The 22,808-nt window shown below is 42.1% G+C and carries 26 protein-coding genes; 24 read left to right on the forward strand and 2 right to left on the reverse strand.

Annotated features, from left to right (window positions below; all coding sequences use genetic code 11):
* Positions 1-13: 13 nt before the first annotated feature.
* The 15 genes from rpsE to truA all read left to right on the forward strand — a co-directional run bounded on the left by rpsE (position 14) and on the right by truA (position 9,562).
* Complete coding sequence (gene rpsE / locus DVW06_RS11985; RefSeq protein WP_003128014.1) at positions 14-514, forward strand: 30S ribosomal protein S5; 501 nt, start codon at positions 14-16, stop codon at positions 512-514.
* Positions 515-527: 13 nt separating this feature from the next.
* Positions 528-707 (forward strand): 50S ribosomal protein L30, encoded by a 180-nt coding sequence (gene rpmD / locus DVW06_RS11990; RefSeq protein WP_003128015.1) that lies wholly within the window; start codon positions 528-530, stop codon positions 705-707.
* A 40-nt stretch (positions 708-747) separates the two neighbouring features.
* Positions 748-1,188: a 50S ribosomal protein L15 gene (rplO, locus tag DVW06_RS11995; RefSeq protein ID WP_003128016.1), complete on the forward strand. Its 441-nt coding sequence runs from the start codon at positions 748-750 to the stop codon at positions 1,186-1,188.
* Positions 1,188-2,483: a preprotein translocase subunit SecY gene (gene secY, locus DVW06_RS12000; RefSeq protein ID WP_003128017.1), complete on the forward strand. Its 1,296-nt coding sequence runs from the start codon at positions 1,188-1,190 to the stop codon at positions 2,481-2,483. The genes rplO and secY overlap by 1 nt, the downstream gene beginning before the upstream one ends.
* A 60-nt stretch (positions 2,484-2,543) precedes the next feature.
* A complete protein-coding gene (locus DVW06_RS12005; protein WP_003128018.1) occupies positions 2,544-3,188 on the forward strand; it encodes an adenylate kinase in 645 nt (214 codons plus the stop codon).
* A 188-nt stretch (positions 3,189-3,376) separates the two neighbouring features.
* A complete protein-coding gene (gene infA / locus DVW06_RS12010; RefSeq protein WP_002288695.1) occupies positions 3,377-3,595 on the forward strand; it encodes a translation initiation factor IF-1 in 219 nt (72 codons plus the stop codon).
* Between the two features lie 32 nt (positions 3,596-3,627).
* On the forward strand, positions 3,628-3,744 hold the full coding sequence (gene rpmJ / locus DVW06_RS12015) for a 50S ribosomal protein L36 (RefSeq protein WP_002288710.1): 117 nt from the start codon (positions 3,628-3,630) through the stop codon (positions 3,742-3,744).
* Between the two features lie 17 nt (positions 3,745-3,761).
* On the forward strand, positions 3,762-4,127 hold the full coding sequence (gene rpsM, locus DVW06_RS12020; protein WP_003128035.1) for a 30S ribosomal protein S13: 366 nt from the start codon (positions 3,762-3,764) through the stop codon (positions 4,125-4,127).
* Positions 4,128-4,154: 27 nt separating this feature from the next.
* A complete protein-coding gene (rpsK, locus tag DVW06_RS12025) occupies positions 4,155-4,544 on the forward strand; it encodes a 30S ribosomal protein S11 (protein WP_003128036.1) in 390 nt (129 codons plus the stop codon).
* Between the two features lie 79 nt (positions 4,545-4,623).
* Entirely contained in the window at positions 4,624-5,562 is a 939-nt protein-coding gene (locus tag DVW06_RS12030; protein ID WP_003128037.1) for a DNA-directed RNA polymerase subunit alpha, read from the forward strand.
* Between the two features lie 71 nt (positions 5,563-5,633).
* Complete coding sequence (gene rplQ / locus DVW06_RS12035) at positions 5,634-6,014, forward strand: 50S ribosomal protein L17 (RefSeq protein ID WP_003128038.1); 381 nt, start codon at positions 5,634-5,636, stop codon at positions 6,012-6,014.
* A gap of 271 nt (positions 6,015-6,285) precedes the next feature.
* Positions 6,286-7,122 carry an energy-coupling factor ABC transporter ATP-binding protein gene (locus tag DVW06_RS12040; protein ID WP_003128039.1) on the forward strand — a complete coding sequence of 279 codons (837 nt, stop codon included), beginning with the start codon at positions 6,286-6,288 and terminating at the stop codon, positions 7,120-7,122.
* Positions 7,098-7,964 (forward strand): energy-coupling factor ABC transporter ATP-binding protein, encoded by an 867-nt coding sequence (locus DVW06_RS12045; RefSeq protein ID WP_005470033.1) that lies wholly within the window; start codon positions 7,098-7,100, stop codon positions 7,962-7,964. The genes DVW06_RS12040 and DVW06_RS12045 overlap by 25 nt, the downstream gene beginning before the upstream one ends.
* Complete coding sequence (locus DVW06_RS12050; RefSeq protein WP_003128042.1) at positions 7,954-8,751, forward strand: energy-coupling factor transporter transmembrane component T family protein; 798 nt, start codon at positions 7,954-7,956, stop codon at positions 8,749-8,751. Before DVW06_RS12045 ends, DVW06_RS12050 begins: the two co-directional genes overlap by 11 nt.
* A gap of 67 nt (positions 8,752-8,818) precedes the next feature.
* Entirely contained in the window at positions 8,819-9,562 is a 744-nt protein-coding gene (gene truA, locus DVW06_RS12055) for a tRNA pseudouridine(38-40) synthase TruA (protein ID WP_003128043.1), read from the forward strand.
* 116 nt (positions 9,563-9,678) lie between these two features.
* Here the strand turns inward: truA and DVW06_RS12060 are convergent, their stop codons facing one another.
* Both DVW06_RS12060 and rpmB read right to left on the reverse strand, forming a co-directional pair.
* The gene (locus DVW06_RS12060; protein ID WP_003128044.1) at positions 9,679-12,309 is read right to left on the reverse strand and encodes a YfhO family protein; all 2,631 of its coding nucleotides are present in this window, start codon (positions 12,307-12,309) and stop codon (positions 9,679-9,681) included.
* Between the two features lie 179 nt (positions 12,310-12,488).
* The gene (gene rpmB, locus DVW06_RS12065; protein WP_003128045.1) at positions 12,489-12,677 is read right to left on the reverse strand and encodes a 50S ribosomal protein L28; all 189 of its coding nucleotides are present in this window, start codon (positions 12,675-12,677) and stop codon (positions 12,489-12,491) included.
* Positions 12,678-12,943: 266 nt separating this feature from the next.
* Between rpmB and DVW06_RS12070 the strand changes: the two genes are divergently transcribed.
* From DVW06_RS12070 to DVW06_RS12110, 9 genes are all read left to right on the forward strand, one after another.
* Positions 12,944-13,306 (forward strand): Asp23/Gls24 family envelope stress response protein, encoded by a 363-nt coding sequence (locus DVW06_RS12070; protein ID WP_003128046.1) that lies wholly within the window; start codon positions 12,944-12,946, stop codon positions 13,304-13,306.
* Positions 13,307-13,350: 44 nt separating this feature from the next.
* Positions 13,351-15,024 (forward strand): DAK2 domain-containing protein, encoded by a 1,674-nt coding sequence (locus DVW06_RS12075; protein WP_003128047.1) that lies wholly within the window; start codon positions 13,351-13,353, stop codon positions 15,022-15,024.
* A gap of 147 nt (positions 15,025-15,171) precedes the next feature.
* Positions 15,172-17,235 (forward strand): ATP-dependent DNA helicase RecG, encoded by a 2,064-nt coding sequence (gene recG / locus DVW06_RS12080; RefSeq protein ID WP_260617732.1) that lies wholly within the window; start codon positions 15,172-15,174, stop codon positions 17,233-17,235.
* Positions 17,236-17,282: 47 nt separating this feature from the next.
* A complete protein-coding gene (gene plsX, locus DVW06_RS12085) occupies positions 17,283-18,299 on the forward strand; it encodes a phosphate acyltransferase PlsX (protein WP_003128049.1) in 1,017 nt (338 codons plus the stop codon).
* Positions 18,300-18,413: 114 nt separating this feature from the next.
* Positions 18,414-18,656 carry an acyl carrier protein gene (gene acpP / locus DVW06_RS12090; RefSeq protein WP_003128051.1) on the forward strand — a complete coding sequence of 81 codons (243 nt, stop codon included), beginning with the start codon at positions 18,414-18,416 and terminating at the stop codon, positions 18,654-18,656.
* Between the two features lie 307 nt (positions 18,657-18,963).
* On the forward strand, positions 18,964-19,971 hold the full coding sequence (locus DVW06_RS12095; RefSeq protein ID WP_003128052.1) for an ABC transporter ATP-binding protein: 1,008 nt from the start codon (positions 18,964-18,966) through the stop codon (positions 19,969-19,971).
* Positions 19,972-20,916 carry an ABC transporter ATP-binding protein gene (locus DVW06_RS12100; protein WP_003128053.1) on the forward strand — a complete coding sequence of 315 codons (945 nt, stop codon included), beginning with the start codon at positions 19,972-19,974 and terminating at the stop codon, positions 20,914-20,916.
* Positions 20,916-21,872, forward strand: coding sequence for an oligopeptide ABC transporter permease (opp4B, locus tag DVW06_RS12105; RefSeq protein WP_005470040.1), 957 nt, complete (start codon positions 20,916-20,918; stop codon positions 21,870-21,872). The genes DVW06_RS12100 and opp4B overlap by 1 nt, the downstream gene beginning before the upstream one ends.
* Positions 21,873-21,932: 60 nt before the next feature.
* Positions 21,933-22,802, forward strand: a complete 870-nt coding sequence (locus tag DVW06_RS12110; RefSeq protein WP_202399184.1) for an ABC transporter permease — start codon at positions 21,933-21,935, stop codon at positions 22,800-22,802.
* Positions 22,803-22,808: the final 6 nt, after the last annotated feature.

Below are 22,808 nucleotides of genomic sequence, written 5' to 3' on the forward strand. Positions count from 1 at the left end.
AGGAACACCATTCATGGTTTATATTGATCCAAAACATTTGGAATTAGAAGACCGCGTTGTTGCGATTAACCGTGTAACTAAAGTTGTTAAAGGTGGACGTCGTCTACGTTTTGCTGCATTAGTTGTTGTCGGTGATAAAAACGGACACGTAGGTTTCGGTACTGGTAAAGCACAAGAAGTACCAGAAGCAATCCGTAAAGCAATCGAAGACGCGAAGAAAAACTTGGTAGAAGTACCAATGGTTGGTTCTACAATCCCTCACGAAGTTATCGGTGTATTCGGCGGCGGACGCATCCTTATGAAACCTGCTGTAGAAGGTTCTGGGGTAGCTGCTGGTGGACCCGTTCGTGCCGTATTGGAATTAGCTGGGGTAGCGGATATCACATCTAAATCTTTAGGTTCTAACACACCAATCAACGTTGTTCGCGCAACAGTTGAAGGGTTGAAACAATTGAAACGCGCTGAAGAAGTGGCAGCACTTCGCGGCAAATCAGTAGAAGAATTAATCGGTTAAGGAGGACACTATAATGGCTGAATTGAAAATCACTTTAAAACGCAGTATTATTGGACGTCCCCAAAACCAACGCGATACTGTAAAAGCGTTAGGTCTTACAAAGTTGAATTCAACAGTAGTAAAACCTGCTAATGATGCAATCAAAGGCATGGTCAACACTGTTTCTCACTTAGTGGACGTTGAAGAAGTCTAAGGATCAGCAGATCTAGTTTGATTAAGGAGGTGCCAAACCTATGAAACTTCATGAATTAAAACCATCAGAAGGATCACGCCAAGTACGTAACCGTGTTGGTCGCGGAACTTCATCTGGTAACGGTAAAACAGCTGGACGCGGACAAAAAGGTCAAAAAGCTCGTTCAGGTGGCGGAGTACGTTTAGGCTTTGAAGGGGGACAAACACCATTGTTCCGTCGTTTGCCAAAACGCGGATTTACAAATGTCAACCGCAAAGAATATGCAGTTATCAATCTTGATGTATTAAACCGCTTTGAAGACGGTGCAGAAGTAACACCTGTTGCTTTGCATGAAGCTGGAATCGTCAAAGATGAAAAAGCTGGAATCAAAGTATTAGCAAATGGAGAACTAACGAAGAAATTGACTGTGAAAGCAGCAAAATTCTCAAAAGCAGCTGAAGAAGCAATCGTTGCTGCTGGTGGATCAATCGAGGTGATCTAATGTTCAAACTACTAAAGGACGCCTTTAAAGTAAAAGATATTAGATCGAGAATTTTCTTCACCGTACTTATCTTGTTTGTCTTTCGTCTGGGTACACATATTACTGTGCCAGGCGTAGACGCAAGCCGTTTGCGGGAAATTGCTGATCTACCGTTTCTGAACATGTTGAACTTGGTCAGCGGTGGCGCGATGCAGCAATTCTCGATTTTCTCAATGGGTGTGTCACCATATATTACTGCGTCAATCGTTATTCAGTTGTTGCAGATGGATATTGTGCCAAGATTTGTTGAGTGGTCGAAGCAAGGGGAAGTTGGTCGTAAGAAATTGAATCAAGCAACTCGTTACCTAACATTGGTTTTGGCCTTTGTTCAGTCGATGACGTTAACTGCAGGGTTCAACTATTATACACAACTTGGCTTTGTCAACAATCCAAATATCTCGACGTTTGTGGTGATTGGTTTGATCTTAACAGCAGGTACGATGCTCGTTACTTGGTTAGGAGAACAAATCACAGAACGCGGAATTGGAAATGGTGTGTCAATGATTATCTTTGCAGGGATCATTTCACGCTTACCCGCTAGTATCAAGGAATTGGTAGAAGATTATTTCATCAACGTGGATCCATCAGATATTTGGATGAATGCATTGTTTATGGTCTTGCTTGTCGTTGCTGTTTTGGTCATCATCACATTTGTGACGTATGTACAACAAGCAGAACGAAAGATTCCAATCCAATATACGAAGCGAGTAGCTGGTGCGCCAACAAGTAGTTATCTTCCATTGAAGGTCAACGCTGCCGGTGTAATCCCAGTTATCTTTGCTAGTTCGTTTATTACAACACCAAATGCGATCATTCAAGCATTAGGTAGTTCGTACAAAGGCGAAACTTGGTATGAAGTAGTACAAACGATTTTTAGTTATAACACCGTACCTGGTGCGATCATCTATACTGTTTTGATCGTGGCGTTTACGTTCTTCTATGCATTTGTACAAGTTAACCCTGAGAAATTAGCGGAAAACCTACAAAAACAAGGAAGCTACATTCCAAGTGTGCGCCCTGGTAAAGGAACAGAAGAATACGTCTCACGTCTGCTTATGCGATTAAGTACAGTAGGATCGGTCTTCTTAGGACTAGTTGCGCTGTTGCCGATCATCGCTCAGATGGTTTGGAACTTGCCGCAATCAATCGGTTTAGGTGGAACAAGTTTATTGATCGTTATCGGGGTAGCTCTGGATACTGCGAAGCAGCTAGAAGGACTTATGCTGAAACGGAAATATACTGGTTTTATCAATTAAAGTTATTGAAGTGTTGAGGTCCTCCTCAACACTATTCAAAAACTTACAGGAGGAATTAGAATGAACCTCATTTTAATGGGACTACCTGGTGCCGGTAAAGGTACTCAGGCAGAACGTATCGTTGCTGAATACGGTCTTCCTCATATTTCAACAGGCGATATGTTTCGGGCTGCAATGGCGAACGAAACAGAATTAGGCCTGAAAGCAAAATCTTACATGGATCAAGGCGCTTTGGTTCCAGATGAGGTCACCAACGGTATCGTCAAAGAGCGTTTAGCTGAACCAGACACAGAGAAAGGCTTCTTATTGGATGGCTTTCCGCGGACTTTGGAACAAGCTGAAGCATTGGACGAAATGTTGAAAGACCTAAACAAAAAACTAGATGCTGTCATTGATATTCATGTTCCTGAAGAAGTTCTCGTAGAACGTTTAGCCGGCCGCTTCATGTGCCGCAATTGTGGGGCAACTTATCATAAATTGTTCAATCCGCCAAAAGTGGAAGGAACATGTGATCGTTGTGGAAGTCATGACTTCTACCAACGTGAAGATGATAAGCCTGAGACGGTCAAAAATCGTCTAGCTGTCAATATCAAAAGCAGTGAACCAATCTTAGCTTATTACAAAGAAAAAGGTTTATTGCAGTCGATTGATGGTGATCGCGACATCGATGCTGTATTTAAAGATGTTAAAAACATCATTGACTAATCATAGATTGCCCGTCACCGACTTGCAGCTACAAAACTTTCTCTTGAAACCTTTGACAGAGTATGATAAAATATGTCAGTCCGACTTCTACTGTTATTAAGTAGAAGCATAGTTTGAGAATATCAGGTGGGAACCCCGTTTCCGCCATTTTATCGTGTGAAAATCACAAGTACAAGGAGGTACTGTGCGTGGCAAAAGAAGATATGATTGAAGTCGAAGGTACAGTCGTCGAAACTTTGCCGAATGCAATGTTTAAAGTCGAATTGGAAAACGGACACCAAGTTCTAGCGACCGTTTCTGGTAAGATCCGGATGCACTACATTCGTATATTACCTGGAGACAAAGTGACGGTTGAATTATCACCGTATGACCTGAACCGTGGCCGCATTACTTATCGCTTTAAATAATTGTACTCCGTAAAACCACAGGAGGTATTATCATGAAAGTAAGACCATCAGTAAAACCAATGTGCGAACATTGTAAAGTAATTCGTCGTAAAGGACGCGTTATGGTGATTTGCCCAGCAAATCCAAAACATAAACAACGTCAAGGATAATCGGAGGTGTAACAAATATGGCTCGTATTGCAGGAGTAGATATTCCTCGTGATAAACGTGTGGTCGTTTCACTTACTTATATCTATGGTATTGGTAACACGACTGCAAAACAAATTTTAGCAAACGCTGGCGTTTCTGAAGAAGTTCGTGTTCGTGATCTAACGAATGAACAAACAGATGCTATCCGTGCTGAAGTTGATAAATTAAAAGTTGAAGGTGACCTTCGTCGTGAAGTGAACTTGAACATCAAACGTTTGATGGAAATCGGTTCATACCGTGGTATCCGTCATCGCCGTGGATTGCCAGTTCGTGGACAAAACACGAAAAACAATGCACGTACTCGTAAAGGCCCGTCTAAAACAGTCGCAGGCAAGAAAAAATAATTCCTAAGTGAAGGAGGTTAAAACTTCATGGCAGCAAAAAAAGTGAGTCGTAAACGCCGTGTGAAAAAGAATATTGAAGCGGGTATTGCACATATTCACTCAACATTCAATAATACAATCATTATGATCACTGATACTCATGGGAATGCATTAGCATGGTCATCAGCTGGTTCATTAGGTTTCAAAGGAAGCAAAAAATCTACTCCTTTTGCCGCTCAAATGGCAGCAGAAACAGCTACCAAAGCAGCAATGGAACACGGATTAAGAACTGTAGAAGTAACAGTTAAAGGACCTGGTTCTGGACGTGAAGCAGCAATTCGTTCATTACAAGCAGCAGGTTTGGAAGTGACTGCAATCCGTGACGTGACTCCAGTCCCTCATAATGGATGCCGCCCTCCAAAACGCCGTCGTGTTTAATGAGTGCTGCTCATTTTGAGTGTAACAATTACGTCATTGAACAAGACACTTTTCGTTTTGAAAGGGGTAAAAGATAAGAATGATTGAATTCGAAAAACCAAGAATCGCAAAGATTGATGAAGAAAAAGATTATGGCAAGTTCATCGTTGAGCCTCTTGAAAGAGGATACGGAACTACTTTAGGAAATTCCTTACGTCGTATTTTATTATCTTCTTTACCTGGTGCAGCAATCACCAATATTCAAATCGATGGAGTTTTACACGAATTCTCAACTGTTAAGGGCGTTCGGGAAGACGTTGCTCAAATCATCTTGAATATCAAAGGTCTTGCATTAAAAATGTACGGGGATGAAGAAAAAACCCTGGAAATCGATATTACAGGACCTGCTACAGTAACTGCTGGCGATATCATCGTAGACAGTGATGTAGAAATCCTTAACAAAGATATGTATATCTGCAACGTTTCTGAAGGAGCTTCATTCCATGCTCGCTTAACTGTGAAACCTGGACGCGGCTACGTTCAAGCAGATGAAAATAAAAAAGAAGACATGCCAATCGGTGTTCTTCCAGTCGATTCAATCTATACACCAGTACGTCGTGTGAACTACCAAGTAGAAAATACTCGTGTTGGTCGTCGTGATGATTTTGACAAATTAACGATGGAAATATGGACTGATGGCTCAATTGAACCATTGGAAGCAATGAGTTTAGCTGCAAAAATCATGACCGAACATTTAGACATCTTTGTAAACCTAACGGACGAAGCGAAAAACGCTGAGATCATGGTGGAAAAAGAAGAAACACAAAAAGAAAAAATGTTGGAAATGACGATTGAAGAATTAGACTTGTCTGTTCGTTCATACAACTGTCTAAAACGTGCAGGAATCAATACTGTACAAGAATTGACTAATAAATCTGAACCAGAAATGATTAAAGTACGGAACTTAGGCCGTAAATCTCTTGAAGAGGTCAAAGTGAAATTACACGATCTTGGTTTAGGACTACGTAAAGACGATTAATACGTCTTCGATTACGTTAGTTTCGGCTCGTCTGATCGAGACGACATACGAAAGTGAAGGAGGGAAACCACGTGAGTTATCGTAAACTAGGACGCACATCTAGCCAACGTAAAGCGATGTTGCGTGATTTAACAACTGATTTATTCATTAACGAACGCATCGTTACGACTGAAGCTCGTGCGAAAGAAGTTCGTTCAACTGCAGAAAAAATGATCACTTTAGGTAAACGTGGTGATTTGCATGCACGTCGCCAAGCTGCCGCATTTGTTCGTAATGAAGTTGCTAGCGTTCGTGAAGAAAACGAAGAAGTAGTTATTGAATCAGCTTTGCAAAAATTATTCAATGACATCGCTCCTCGTTACACAGATCGCCAAGGTGGCTACACTCGCATCTTGAAAACAGAACCAAGACGCGGAGATGCTGCACCAATGGTTATCCTAGAACTTGTTTAAAATCACACTTATCATCACTTTATAGATGTTTATTAAGAGTGTTATGATGTTGGAAGAAACTTTCCGAGTCTAGCTCAGCGCCTACACCTCGATGTATTTCGAGGTGTACGCACTCATCATAAAGTGCTTTTTTTTTACTTTCGATGATCTGTCTTGACAGGTCATGGCAAGTGAAAACAAAGTTCTGTTTGGAAATCTCATCGGAATGATTGAAAATAACTTACTTTTTTGGTAGTGTAAGTAAGAATTAACTGGAATGAAGGAGTATATCATGAAGCCGATCATTGAATTGAATGCTATCACCGTTCGTTATACCGAAGAAGATCGTCCGGCGTTGAAGAATGTCTCTTTGTCCATTGAGCAAGGAGAATGGGTTGCGCTTATCGGTCATAACGGTTCAGGAAAATCGACCTTGGCCAAAACGATCAACGGTTTGATTTTACCGCAAGAAGGAAGCGTTGCAGTGGGAGACATGCTGCTTAATGAAGAAAATATTTGGAATATCCGTAAAATGGTCGGAATGGTTTTTCAAAATCCCGACAATCAATTTGTCGGTTCAACTGTAGAAGATGATGTGGCATTTGGTCTAGAGAACCAAGGGATTCCTCGTGACGAAATGGTGATCAGAGTCAAAAATGCTCTAGAACAAGTCCGGATGGAAGAATTTGCAACACGAGAACCAGCCAGACTTTCTGGGGGACAAAAACAGCGAGTAGCCATCGCTGGTGTTGTGGCATTACGTCCCGATATCATCATTTTAGATGAGGCAACTAGTATGCTTGATCCTGAAGGAAGAGAAGAAGTTATTTCAACGATCAAGAAAATCAAGGAAGAAAATAATTTAACTGTTCTGTCAATCACCCATGATATTGATGAGGCAGCCAATGCCAATCGGGTCATGGTCATGCGCCAAGGAGAACTGGTTCGTGAAGGGACGCCGGCAGAAATCTTTTCGGCTGGCCCAGAATTGATCGAATTGGGTCTAGATTTGCCTTTTCCAGAAAAATTGAAGGCAGCTTTGAAGCAGCGCGGCATCTCTGTGCCTGCAGCGTACTTGACAGAGGAAGGAATGGTGGATTGGCTATGGACATCCGTTTTGAAAAAGTAGCATTTACTTATCAACCGCATTCCCCATTTGAGCAACGCGTGTTATTCGATATTGATCTCGAAATCAAAGAAGGCTCGTATACAGCATTGGTGGGTCACACTGGTAGTGGCAAATCAACATTACTACAACACTTGAATGCATTATTAAAGCCAACAGCGGGCAAAGTGACGATTGGTGATCGCGTGATCACTCCTGAAACTGATAATAAGAATTTAAAACCATTGCGTAAAAAAGTAGGAATCGTCTTTCAATTTCCTGAATCGCAATTGTTTGAAGAAACTGTGGCTCGAGATATCGCTTTTGGTCCCCAAAATTTTGGTGTGAGTGAAGAAGCGGCAGCTGAATTAGCGAAAGAGTACATTAAACTCGTTGGTTTAGATGAAAGCTTTCTTGAACGTTCCCCATTTGATCTCTCAGGAGGACAGATGCGCCGAGTAGCCATTGCCGGGGTCTTAGCAATGGAACCGGAAGTATTGGTATTAGATGAGCCGACAGCGGGTTTAGATCCACAAGGACGCAAAGAAATGATGGAGATGTTCCAGCGACTCCATCAAGAGAAAAATATGACCATCATCTTAGTGACCCATTTGATGGATGATGTGGCTAATTTTGCAGATTATGTCTATGTATTAGAAAAAGGACGAATCGTTAAAGAGGGTGCACCGAAGAATGTTTTTCAAGATATCGAATGGCTACAAGAAAAACAATTAGGCGTACCAACAGCAACTGCTTTTGCAGCGTTGTTGCAAGCGAAAGGGTTGCATTTCGAACACTTGCCATTGACAGCAGAAGAACTTGCGGATCAACTGGTAGCAAAGGAGGCGACCGCAAATGATGAATAAACTAATCTTTGGCCGCTTTATTCCAGGAGATTCCTTTATCCATAAACTCGATCCACGGGTGAAATTACTTGCCAGTTTTTATTTTATTGGAATCATTTTTTTGGCAAACAATTGGCAGAGCTATCTTTTGGCAGCTGTTTTTACGCTATTTAGCATTTTTCTTTCCAAAATTGATTTGGGTTTTTTCGTTCGTGGTGTTCGCCCGTTGATCTGGCTGATTTTATTCACTGTAGCATTGCAGATTCTCTTTACGACGGGTGGAGAAGTCTATTGGTCCTGGTGGATCTTCAATATTACCGAATTTGGTTTGCAGAATGGTGCGTTCATTTTTTGCCGTTTTGTTTTGATTATTTTTATGTCGACATTGCTGACGTTGACGACACCACCTTTGGAGTTGTCAGATGCAATCGAATATATATTACGCCCATTAAAAGCCATCCGATTTCCCGTGCATGAAATTTCTTTGATGCTGTCGATCGCACTTCGCTTTGTGCCGACATTAATGGATGAGACTGAGAAAATTATGAATGCCCAGCGTGCCCGCGGAGTCGATTTCGGAGAAGGCGGGTTGTTGCAAAAGATGAAAGCTATCGTCCCATTGCTGATCCCTTTGTTTGTCAGCAGTTTTAACCGGGCAGAGGACCTAGCTACAGCCATGGAGGCTAGAGGCTATCAAGGCGGTGAAGGGCGGACCAAGTATCGGATTCTTCACTGGCACAACCGCGACACACTCGTAGTGTTGGTCTTTGTGCTCTTTACAGTAGGTTTAGTATTATTAAGAGGATAAAAGTAAATGTCTGGGGAGTGCAATCGGCTCCTCAGATTTTTTTGAGAAAATGAAAGCAGGTGAGAAGATGGTACGTTATAAAGCAACGATTGCTTACGATGGCACCAATTTCCAAGGATTTCAGCGCCAACCCAATGGACGCACAGTACAAGAAGAAATCGAAAAAACATTGACTCGCATGAACAATGGACAAGCAGTCCAAATCCACGGTTCAGGACGGACCGATGCGGGTGTCCATGCTTTAGGTCAAGTGATTCATTTTGACTTTGACGAACGTCCATTAGAAAAAATGCGCTTTGGACTTGATACACAAACACCGGAAGATATTGCTGTGAAACAGGTGGAAATCGTCGATGAACACTTTCACGCCCGCTATCTTGTGCGGGAGAAGACCTATCAATTTCGCGTAGATATCGGCAAACCACGAAGCCCTTTTCGTAGATATTACGCAAGCTATTACCCGTATCCGTTGGACCTAATGAAAATCCAGCAAGCTTTACCCGATTTATTAGGTACGCATGATTTTACCAGTTTTTGTGCCACTGGCAGCTCCGTAGAAGATAAAGTCCGGACGATTCACCAAGCTAGTATGGAAGTGAATGAGGCCGGAGACGAACTACTCTTTACCTTTCGAGGCGATGGCTTCTTATATAAAATGATCCGCATCATGGTCGGAACCCTGTTGAAGATCGGTAATGGACGCTTACCAGCAGATAGCATTCCCGCCATTATTGCCCAAAAAGACCGCAATGCCGCTGGACCTACTGCTCATCCGGAAGGGTTGTATTTGGTTCGCGTAGCCTATGAATAAAAGAGAACTAAAAGAAAGAAGCGCCTCCTAAGGTTCGATTCGTATCGATCCGTTGGGGGGCGCTTCTTTTCGCAGCTGACTGCTATTGTGGCAGATAAAGAAGGTATCGATTGCTCTCATCTGCCTGGCTTGTCTGTGGGTGTGTGTTCTATCTCAGCTGCTACTTTTCTTTGATAGAAATAGCGGAACAAAATAAAGAGCAGTAGGCAGCTAAAGAATAAAATGACTCCGATCACAAAACCTTGCGGTAAATAAGTCAGTTCAAGATGGTGGGTACCGCTTGGGATCTTCACACTGATAAACGCATCTTGGAAAGCGTCAATAGCGATAGGTTTGCCATCCAGTTTGGCAGACCAGCCCTTGTCATAAGGAATCGTAGTGATAAGCTGCTGTTCTTTCTCAGTAGTGATATCGGCTTCGGCATTTTGTTTGCCGACAGTCATCGCAACACCTCTCTCTTGAATGGCATCGATTGCCCGTTGAAAGGCGGTAGTGTCTAATGTCACCACCTGTGGGTTTTGGAAAGAAATTGACTGAGTGCCATAGAAACTTGCCGTAAACTGCACGGTCGTTGCCGTATCATAGTAGCCTAGATCATAATATTGACCATTGATTCCAATTTGACTTTCCCGCTGTTCCCCGTTCACAGTGATCGTAGCTGTAGAACTCTCTAATTCACCGAAGTTTGCCGGATACAGACTAAGATAGGCTTGGGAATGAGCAGGTACTTCTACTTGCCAAGTAATCTCTTTCGCCACATTGCTTTCTTGCTCTTGGAATGTCGTGTACATGCCATTTTCAGTGATATCGGTGTTTTTGCTGTGAATGACAGTGATCGGTTGAAAATCAAAATAGTTTTGTTCAATGTTTGCCAAACCGTTGATCAAATTCTTCTGGCTGGTTAGATTGTCGTTGGCAGGCTGTTGGATCTTATTGATCGAAGGCTCTGCTAACATGGCAAGGGGAAGAGCGTTGCTATTTTGATAAAGCTTGTAGTCTCCAGCTTCTCCTACGCGTTCAAAACCGTATTTTGTTAAGTTTTGTTTGCTAATATTGTATTTGATGCCGGTGAAAGCATCCATTAGCAATGTATTATTCGGATAACGGATATTAAGATTCGTTCCTCTTGAACGAAAACCTAATTTATCTAAGTAACTAGAGGAGTTGCGGTTGCGGATTGAAGAAAACATGCTGACACCGCTGTAACCATAGTTGATACTGTCATTGGAAGAAACGGGATCCAGATTTTCCAAACGGAAAAAGGTCTCATTGTCTTTATCGGCTTGATCCACCAATTGCTTGATTGAAGGATAAGGATCAGTGAATAGACTTCGAGAGGCGTAATTCCAATCATTTAAGATTCCGCGAACCATCCCACTCGTGTTGATCGCCATTTCACCGCAAACGAAAACCAACAAGAGAAGTGCCACTTTCTTTTTAGTTAGCATACCAAGTTGACCGAAACCGATACACAGCAAGTAAAGGGCAAAGAAAACAATCGTTAACGCAAAAGAGGCTGTGGTGACGAATTCATACGAGTTTCCTCCCAGTCCATAAGAAAGTGCAAAGAGAGCAATCGTAGATAGTCCGACAATCACAAACAGACCTCGGTCTTTTTGCTGCAGCTGTTCCCAACCATAACCAGCCAAAAGAATCACTAGAAAGGAGAACAAATAGGCATAGCGGAACAAGAACATGTTTGGGGCATGCATCCCATGCCAGAAGAGATTCAAGGGAACGATATAGAAACTGGCGATCAAAATGCTAAACAATCCAGCATATAGCAGTTTATCTTTTAAAGGAATTCTCTTAGAAACAAAGTATAAAATACAAAGTAGTAATGGCAGTAGGCCAATATAAATAAACGGGATCGAACCGTATTTAGTTGTATCATATACGCCAATCATATTTTTCATTACAAGATCGAAAACACCAGTAGCTTCTGTCTTGAACTTCGTGATAGTGGACAATTCTTCCCCATTTGAACGTAAATCAAGTACAGCAGGCAAAATGATGATCATGGAAGCCCCACCGGCTAATAAAGAAGTGATGCCGTAAGGGATGATTGCTTTCTTGTTTTGCTTCCAATCGCGACCTAATTGCACGAATAGATACAAGACGGAGAACACTCCGATCATGAATCCCATATAAAAACTTGAGATAAATAACAGTAGGTAACTGACAAACAGAAGAGTCGGTTTTTTTTGTTGCAAGAGCCGATCAATCCCTAGAATCACTAATGGCAGGTAAATAAGTGCATCTAGCCACATGATCAATTCGGAGTGAGCAGTGATAAAGGACATCAACGCATAGCAGACAGCAAGCGTAACATGATGCCACCGTTGGATTTTAAATGTTTGACTCGCGTAAAACCAAAATGCGAGTCCGGCGCTGCCGATTTTCAAAAGTGTCAGCACATAGAGCGTATCTGGCATCAATTGATTGGGAAACAATAAAACCAGCGGCGTAAAAAGACCACCTAAATAGTAAGAGATCAGTGCAAGATAGTTCAACCCTAAAGAGGCATTCCAAGTATAGAAGATACTCTGCTTGCCTAATAAGACATTACGAAAACTGGCATGGAAATTCGAAAATTGCGAAAAGGCATCGCTCGCTAAGACACTGCGGCTGCTGCCGGGATAGATTCCGATCGTTAAATAAATGACTGCCATAATCAGTAACGGCAGCAGAAAACTGGCGGTCATATAAGGCCAATGTTGTTTGATGAATGATTTGATAGTAGCCAAGAATAGTCACCTAATCCTTATGAATTTTTTATTAGTGTACCATAATTCAAAGGATTAAAAAAACAATGTCATTAGCTGTTTAAAGAAAAAACAAAGGACATAAGAAAGGAAAGGAGGAATGAAACGGAAGACAACAAAAAAGACCGCTCGCAAGAACGGCCGAAAATGTGTGGTTAAGATTATACGCGCTCAACTTTTCCAGATTTCAAAGCACGAGTTGACACCCAAACTTTTTTAGGTTTTCCGTCAATCATAACGCGAACTTTTTGCAAGTTAGGTTTCACAGTACGTTTTGTCGCATTCATTGCGTGTGAACGGTTGTTTCCACTTGTAGTTTTACGTCCAGTAAAGTAACAAACTTTAGCCATGTGGTTATTTCCTCCTTTGCCTTGATGTTGGAGCGCTATTTCAGCTCATACCATCTGAATTTATCATAGAAAGTTAGAAAATGCAAGGGTAATTTTCAAGAAAGATTGACTTTTAGCAGTAAACATTGTAAATTAAACAAGGTCAGAATACAAGAATATCTGATGCCAAGCCCCTTTTCATAAGTCACATCCTTTTATTTGACTAGCAGCTATGATAAAATGTGAGAGAAGAAAGATGGGAATATCCCGCTTAAGGAGGCTATATTATGGCTGTAAAAATCAAAACCTCATCAGGTATTATTGAAATCAGCAACGAGGTCATCGCCACAGTTGTCGGTGGCGCAGCAACAGATGTGTTTGGTATTGTGGGCATGGCCAGCAAGAAACAGATCAAGGACAACATCAATGAAATTTTACGCAAAGAAAACTATTCTCGCGGTGTCGTTGTTCGTCAAGAAGAAAACGGTATTGCAGTGGATGTCTACACGATCGTTAGCTATGGTACAAAAATTTCTGAAGTTTCCCGCAATGTGCAAGAAAAAGTGAAATATAATCTTGAAACAATGCTAGGCGTTTCAGCAAATTCAGTGAATGTTTTTGTCCAAGGTGTACGTGTACTGCCAGATTAGGCAAGTGATCCGCTTGCGGCGGATGATTTTAAGGAGGATTATCAGTGAAGGTAACGAATATCAGCGCAGGTCAGTTTCAAGAGATGGTGCAGGCAGGCGCGGCTCGTCTACAAGTAAATGCAGAGTTTGTCAATTCATTGAATGTATTTCCAGTACCTGATGGAGATACAGGAACGAATATGAATTTATCAATGACAAGCGGTGCTAAAGCAGTAGCAGATGCCACTTCAGAAAAAGTGGGCGATCTTGCCACAACTCTTTCAAAAGGACTACTAATGGGCGCACGAGGAAACTCAGGCGTCATTTTGTCTCAATTGTTCCGTGGATTTGCTAAAGCGATCCCCACGGTCGAAACATTAACTGCGCCAGAATTGGCACAAGCCTTTACACATGGGGTCGAAACCGCCTATAAAGCAGTCATGAAACCCGTAGAAGGAACGATTCTGACAGTAGCACGTATCGCTGCAGAATACGGTGAGAAAAAAGCACAAACTAGTGATGACTGTGTAGAAGTCATGAAAGCAGTCGTTCACGGAGCAAAACGTGCGCTAGCCAAAACACCAGATCTATTGCCAGTCTTGAAAGAAGTTGGTGTAGTCGATAGTGGTGGCCAAGGATTATTGTTCATTTATGAAGGGTTCTTAAATGCACTGACTGGAGAATATCAAGCCAATGAGGTCTATGAACCAACACCAGCAGCAATGGATGAAATGGTCAATGCCGAACATCATCGCAGCGTTCAAGGACAAATGGCTACAGAAGACATCAAATTCGGTTATTGTACAGAGATCATGGTCAAAATTGGTGAAGGACCAACAGTGGACAGTACGTTTGATTATGAAACATTCCGAAATTATCTAAACGAACTTGGAGATTCTCTTTTAGTCGTCAATGACGATGAGATTATCAAAGTCCATGTACACACAGAACATCCAGGTGAAGTCATGAACTATGGCCAAAAATTTGGTTCTTTGATCAAGATCAAGGTGGATAATATGCGTGTACAGCATGAAACAATTCTGGAGCACGATCAACCCTCTGCTGCAGTGAAACGTCCGCGTACACCTTATGCAATCATTGCTATCGCAGCCGGTGATGGATTAAATAAACTATTTACCAGCTTAGGTGCAAGCTATGTGATCAGCGGTGGTCAAACGATGAATCCAAGCACGGAAGACATCGTGACTGCTATCAATGAAGTGAACGCAGATCAGGTTATCGTCTTACCAAACAATAAGAATATTTTTATGGCTGCACAACAAGCAGCAGAAGTATCGGACATCCCAGTCGCTGTTGTTGAGACCCGTACGATTTCACAAGGGATGACAGCAATGTTGGCCTTCAATGAACAAGCAACGTTAGCGGAAAATCAACAAGCGATGACTGAAATCTTGTCAAGTGTTGTCAGTGGTTCGGTGACACACGCGATTCGTAATACAGCGATCGATGGAATTGAAATCACAGAAGGTGATTTCTTGGGAATGGTTGATGGGAAAATCGTGGTTTCTGTACCCGATTGTTTCTCTGCTTCCATGGATACATTGCAGAAGATGATTTCAGATGAAACAGAAATCGTTACGATTATTATCGGCGAAGAAGGAAAAGCAAAAGAAGCAGCAAAAATCGAAGCAGCATTGACAGAAATCTATCCGGAGATCGAAGTGGAGATCCATCAAGGAGATCAACCTGTTTATCCGTATCTTTTCTCGGCTGAATAAAACTTGAAAGCAGACGGGGCAAAAGTCGCAGGGCGATTTTTGTTTCCGTCTCTTTTTTGATTGATAGAGAAACAGCCTGTTTTTGCTCATCTTTTTTCATTCAAATTCTTCGTAATTTAAACAGAGAAGAGTAAAATAAAGAAAGCAATCTGCAAACAACTAGTTTTGAGGAGGGAAGAAATGCTTGATCAGCCAATCACTGTTTTGTCTGGTGTCGGAGAAAAGCGAGCAAAAGATCTCGCAGCGCTTGGAATCCAGACAATCGAAGATTTATTGCGATATTACCCCTTTCGCTACGAAGATATTCAAGAGCGTCAATTGAACGAGATACAAGATCAAGAAAAAGTCACGATCAAAGGAATCGTTGTTTCCCCGGCTGTTGTAAATCGTTTTGGTTACAAAAAGAGTCGGCTGCAGTTTCGAATGATGCAAGATCATGATGTATTCAATGTTTCCTTTTTTAATCAGCCCTATTTAAAAGATAAAGTTGTTTTGTCTGAAGAAATCGCGGTTTACGGGAAATGGGATGCGAAACGGAAATCACTAGCTGGGATGAAGATTCTTGGCAGCAAGAAGCCAGGTGATTTCGCTCCTATCTATCATGTAAACAAATCGGTACGGCAAAGCGTGCTGGTTGACTTGATCAGGCAGGCATTTGAATCATACGGAGACCAGATCGAGGAAATCTTACCTCTAACTTTAACGGAGAAATATCGGTTATTGGATCGCCAGACTGCTATGCGAGCTATGCACTTTCCAAAAGATCCGCAAGAAAGTCATCAAGCAAAGCGGCGAATCATCTTTGAAGAGTTCTTCCTATTTCAAATGCAGATCCAAGGATTGAAAATTTCCGAAAAGGCTGAAAAGAACGGCTTAGCCATTGACTATGATGTTCAGCGGTTAAAAGCTTTCACCCAGACACTGCCTTTCGAATTGACTGCTGCTCAAAAGCGAGTCACCAACGAGATCTGTCATGACCTCAAAAGTCCGCAACATATGCAGCGACTGCTGCAAGGAGATGTCGGTAGCGGCAAAACAGTTGTGGCTGCTATCGCACTGTACGCCACTATGACAGCTGGCTTTCAAGGGGCGTTAATGGTACCAACTGAGATTCTGGCACAACAACATTTGGAAAGCCTTAACCAGTTATTTGATCCGCTAGAAGTGACAACGGCACTGCTGACAGGGTCCACCAAGACAAAGGAACGGCGAGTGATCTTGGAGCAATTGGCTGCAGGTGAGATCGATATTGTCGTAGGGACGCATGCGTTGATCCAAGAAGGGGTCAATTTTGCCCGTCTAGGTTTAGTCATCACAGATGAGCAGCATCGCTTTGGTGTCAATCAGCGAAAAATATTGCGAGAAAAAGGATATTTGCCGGATGTTTTGTTCATGACGGCGACGCCGATACCACGAACCTTGGCCATCACGGCCTATGGTGAGATGGATGTTTCCATCATCGATGAGATGCCAGCTGGCCGGATTCCGGTCGAAACGCGTTGGGTACGACCACCTCAATTGGAATCTGTGCTGGACTGGGCTCGTCAGGAATTAGCGAAAGGACATCAAATGTATGTGATCTGTCCGCTGATTGAAGAATCAGAAATGTTAGATGTCAAGAATGCTACGGAGATTTACGAGCAGCTGCAGGCTTATTTTGCCCCTAACTACCAAGTGGGCATTCTCCACGGCAAAATGAAAAATATAGAAAAAGACGCGATCATGGAAGAGTTCAAGGACAACCAGTTACAGATCTTGGTATCAACGACAGTTATTGAAGTAGGGGTAAATGTACCCAATGCGACAGTCATGTTGATTATTGATGCAGATCGTTTTGGGTTAGCTCAGTTGCACCAGTTGCGGGGGCGTGTCGGCCGTGGTGCAGATGCTTCTTACTGTATTTTGGTGGCAAATCCCAAAAATGAAACCGGAATAGAGCGGATGAAAATCATGACTGAAACCACCAATGGCTTTGTCGTCAGTGAAAAAGATCTGCAATTGCGAGGTCCCGGGGAAGTCTTTGGTAATCGTCAATCAGGTTTACCTGAATTCGCCGCAGCCGATTTAGTAGCCGATGCCCATATTCTTGAAGTTGCACAAGTAGAAGCAACTCAAATCTGGCAGAAGCACCAATGGCAGATTTTACCGGAGTATCAAGCGCTAGCCGATTATTTAGCAGCAGAAAAACGAGACAATCAATTTTTTGATTAAAGAATATGGTATACTAACTTGGAAAAATGAAGGGAGTGGCGTATGTCATGAAAATTGCCGTAGATGCCATGGGTGGCGATAACGCACCAAAAGCGATCGTTGAAGGCGTCATGTTAGCAAAAAAAGAATATCCAGAAATCGAATTTCTATTATACGGAAAAGAAGATGAAATCAGAAAATATGTGACAGACGAAAGTCAGCTTACAATCATTCATACCGATGAAAAAATCAACAGTGATGATGAACCTGTTAAAGCGATCCGCCGCAAAAAGAACGCATCGATGGTCTTAGCAGCCCAAGCGGTCAAAGAAGGTCAAGCGGATGCCATTTTCTCTGCTGGAAATACCGGTGCTTTGTTAGCTGCAGGTTTGTTTATCGTAGGTCGTATCAAAGGAATCGAACGTCCTGGCTTAATGTCGACGATGCCTGTACTTGGGAAAGAAACTGGCTTTGATATGCTGGATCTAGGAGCGAATGCTGACAATAAAGCAGAACATCTCGTTCAATATGCTGTGTTAGGTTCTTTTTACGCTCAAAAAGTCCGAGGCATTCAACAACCGCGAGTAGGGTTGCTAAACAATGGGACGGAAGAGACCAAAGGCAGCGAGTTAACCAAAAAAGCGTTTGAATTGTTGACCAAAGAATCATCGATTCACTTTATCGGAAATGTTGAAGCTAGGGAACTTTTGAACGGTGCAGCGGATGTTGTGGTCACAGATGGATTCACTGGGAACGCCGTCTTGAAATCCATTGAAGGAACCGCATTGAATATGATGTCGTTATTGAAACAATCCATCATGAATTCCGGAACCAAAGGGAAATTAGGGGCTTTATTATTGAAAGATGCCTTGCGCAATTTAAAAAATGAGATGGATTATGCCAAACACGGAGGGGCTGTCTTGTTTGGTCTGAAAGCACCAGTGATCAAAACACATGGAGCGACTGGACCAGATGCCGTGGCAGCAACCATCAAACAAATCTATACCATGTTGCAGGCAGATGTGGTTCCTCAATTGGTGGCTCATTTTGAAGAAACACCTAAGCATGAAGAGCCAACGCAATGAGACTGCAATCATTGTAATGAAAATGCAAAAAAGGACTAGACAAATTTGCATGTAAGCAGTACAATGTTTGTTAGCCATTCTATGTTTTGTGCGAACGCGTGGAGGTGAAGGCAATTGACGCGAGAAGAAGTATTCAAGAAAGTTGCAGTAGTGATCGCAAACCATTTTGAGATCGATGCAGATAAAGTAACGGATACAATGAGTATTAAAGACGACTTAAATGCTGATTCAATCAGTGTGATGGAATTCGTCTTAGAATTAGAAGATGAATTTGGTACGGAGATTTCTGATGAAGATGCCGAACAGATTGAAACAGTCGGCGGAGCAGTTGATTATATTTCAAGCCATCTTGCTTAAGACAGATACAGGAGCTGAGTCATAGATGACCCAGCTCTTTCTTTATCAGAATTTGTTTAATAACCATTCGTTTCTCGAAAAAAAGTGCCTTTTCTTTGCACCATCCTGAAAAAATGTAAATGGAATGTAAGTATTCTGAAAATTCAGTATCTTAAAAATTTATAGACTTGCAATCTAGTGAGTGATTCTATATAATTATTAAGAAAATATTACACGATGTTAAGAAAGCATTTGGAATTTGACTTATAATTCCTACTTTTTTACATTAGAGGGCACTTCATCTTATAAAAAAGAGAGGGGTATTCGATTGTCAACTGATAATCAATTACTAGATGTTCAAAACCTACATACAGGTTTTCGTATTAAAGATGATTACTATGACGCTGTAGACGGTGTTTCTTTTACGTTGGAACGCAATGAGATTTTAGCGATCGTAGGCGAATCCGGATGTGGAAAAAGTACCTTAGCTACAACGATTATGGGATTGCATGATCCAAACAATACCAAAATCACCGGTGAAATCTTATACAAAGACTTGAATTTGTCAAACTTAAATGAAACACTTTACAACAAAATTCGCGGGAACGACATTGGGATGATTTTCCAAGATCCATTGTCCGCTTTGAACCCACTCATGCGTATTGAAGACCAAATCAAAGAAGGTTTATCTTATCATACAAATATGAATGCGGAACAGAGACAAGCCCGGGCCCTTGAATTACTAGATCAAGTAGGAATTCCAAATCCAGCACGGGTGGGTCGCCAGTATCCCCACGAATTATCCGGTGGGATGCGGCAACGGGTGATCATTGCCATTGCCATCGCATGCAAACCGCCAATTGTTATTGCTGATGAGCCAACCACTGCATTGGATGTAACCATCCAAGCACAGATCCTAGATTTGTTGAAAGATTTGCAGGCTGAAACACAAACGGGAATCATTTTGATCACCCATGACTTAGGTGTAGTGGCAGAAATGGCTGATCGTGTAGCCGTTATGTATGGCGGTCAGTTTGTTGAAGTTGCCACAGCGGAAGAGTTGTTTGCAAATCCAAAACACCCTTATACACGCTCTTTGCTGAACTCAATTCCACAAGAAGATTCTCAAGACAGTGAACTGCACGTGATTGAAGGCGTCGTTCCTTCATTGAAAAACATGCCAAGAACTGGTTGCCGTTTTGCTGCTCGTATCCCTTGGATCCCAGCTAGTGACCACGAAGAAAATCCTGTCCTGCATGAAGTTGCACCAGATCATTTAGTTCGCTGTACTTGCTATAAGCATTTTCATTTTAGAGACGAAGAAGGAGAAGTGTAGATGTCAGAATTAATCACAATCAAAGATCTGAAAGTCCACTATCCGATTCGCAGCGGTTTTTTCAACCGCGTAACGGACTATGTCTATGCTGTTGACGGTGTGGATTTCATCATCGAAAAGGGAAAAACTTACGGTCTGGTAGGAGAATCAGGCTCTGGAAAATCAACAACAGGGAAAGCAATCGTTGGCTTGGAAAAGATTACCAGCGGTGAAGTCATTTACGAAGGACAAGATGTCACAAAGCGCTCTGTCCGCAAAAAAATGAATTACAACAAGGATGTTCAAATGATTTTTCAAGATTCTATGTCAAGTCTGAATCCTAAAAAGCGGGTAGTGGATATTATTGCTGAACCGCTACGGAATTTTGAACGTTTGAGTGACCAAGAAGAAAAACAACGGGTGAAACGGCTTTTGGATATCGTTGGGATGCCAGAAGATGCTTTATACAAATACCCTCATGAATTCTCTGGTGGACAGAGACAACGTTTGGGGGTTGCCCGCGCAGTGGCATCGAACCCTAAATTGATCGTTGCTGATGAACCTGTTTCTGCATTGGACCTGTCTGTACAGGCACAGGTGCTCAACTTTATGAAACGAATCCAACAAGAGTTTGGCTTAAGTTTCTTATTCATCTCTCATGACTTGGGTGTTGTGAAACACATGTGCGACAATATCGCCATCATGTATAAAGGTCGTTTTGTTGAAATCGGTACACGCCAAGATATTTATCAAGATCCGCGTCATATTTATACGAAGCGGTTATTGTCAGCTATTCCTCAAATTGATGTGAAAAATCGTGAGGCGCATAAAGAAAACCGCCGTCGGGTAGAGTTGGAATATGTCACTCACCAAAAAGATTACTATGATGAAACAGGTCGTGTTTATGACCTTAGAACCATCACAGAAACACATCAAGTCGCTTTGAAAAATGGGGGTGCTGAATAATGTGGAAAACAATTCTACGTCGTTTGATATTAATGATCCCGCAAGTCATTATTTTGAGTGTCTTAATTTTCTTGATTGCACAAGCAATGCCCGGGGATCCATTTACAGGATTGATTAATCCGAACCAAGATCCAGCAGTTATTGAACGGATGCGGGAAGCAGCCGGATTGAATGATCCTTGGTATACACAATATTTCCGTTGGATCGGAAATGCACTTAAAGGAGATTTTGGTCAAAGTTTTATCTATAAACTACCAGTAGCAACATTACTTTCAGGACGGATCAGCAACACATTGTGGCTATCTTTGTTAACAGTTATCTTAACGTATGTGATCGCGATTCCTTTAGGAATGTTGGCTGGACGTTACCAAAATTCGATTTTAGATAAAGTCGTTGTCGTGTATAACTTCTTTAGTTTTGCGGTACCATTGTTTATCTTTGCATTGATTGCACTGTTTATCTTTGGTTATCGTTTAGGTTGGTTCCCAACTGGGGGGTCTGTAGCACCAGGCGTAACGGGAATGGCTGAGTTTTGGAGCCGTCTGTATCATCTGATCTTACCGGCTATCACTTCTGCGCTATTAGGTACCGCTGTGACAATCCAGTATCTGCGGAGTGAAGTGATTGATTCCAAATCATTGGATTTCGTGCGAACTGCTCGTTCGAAAGGGGTGCCAACTAGTAAAGTCTTCTCACGTCACGTGTTCCGAAATGCATCCTTGCCGATCGCATCTCAAATGGGGTATGAGATCACTTCATTGATCGCTGGTTCAGTGGTCATTGAAAAAATCTTTGCTTACCCAGGTGTCGGAAAATTATTTATCGATAGTATTGTACAGCGGGATTATGCCGTGATCACTTCGTTGACTTTGATATTAGGTCTGGCGACATTGATCGGTACATTGCTATCAGACATCATTATGAGTATTGTTGATCCAAGAATCAGAATCCAGTAGGAGGGGATAAACGTGTCTGAAAAGAAAGAAAAAGTGTTAAAACAAGAAAGTATCCCACCTATGGGATTACAAATGATTTTTCGTGAATTTTTAAAAGACAAGATCGCTATTTTTTCGTTGGTCTTGTTGGTAGCAGTACTGCTTTTCGTATTCATCGGCTCGGCAGTCATTGATCAAAGCCAAGTCATGCATGTAAGTATTCTAGATAAATATGCTGCACCAGGAGCAGTCTCACCAAATGGCGGCACCTACCTATTAGGGGCGGATGAAGGTGGCCGTGATGTTTGGGGACAATTGATCATTGGAGCGCGTAATTCGATTTTGATTGGGTTTTCCATCACGATCATTACATCGATCGTCGGAGTTGGCTTGGGGATCATTTCAGGTTACTATGGCGGGTTGATTGATAATATCTTGATGCGTATCGTCGATTTTGTCATGATCTTACCGATCATGTTGATCATTATCGTTATTGTTTCGATCATACCTCGCTACAATGTTTGGACGTTTATCTGGGTCATGAGTGCCTTTTATTGGGTCGGAAAAGCGAGACTCTTCCGCAGTAAGACCCTTTCTGAAGGGCGCCGAGATTATGTGAGTGCGTCAAAAACATTAGGGACCAATGATTTTGTGATCATGTTTCGCGAAATCATGCCGAACTTAAGCTCATTGATCATCACCAACTTGACGATGAACTTTGCAGCAAATATCGGTATCGAAACAACTCTAACGTTCTTGGGCTTTGGTCTGCCAACGAATGTTCCAAGTTTGGGAACATTGATTGGGTACGCCAGCAGCGGTGATGTGCTGGTCAACAGACAATGGATATGGTTACCCGCGTCAATATTGATTTTAGTATTGATGTTGAGTATAAACTACGTTGGTCAGGCATTTAAGCGTTCAGCCGATGCACGTCAACGACTAGGTTAAAACAAG

This window comes from Enterococcus sp. ARL09-542 (assembly GCF_005234805.1).
GTDB lineage: Bacteria > Bacillota > Bacilli > Lactobacillales > Enterococcaceae > Enterococcus_D > Enterococcus_D gallinarum.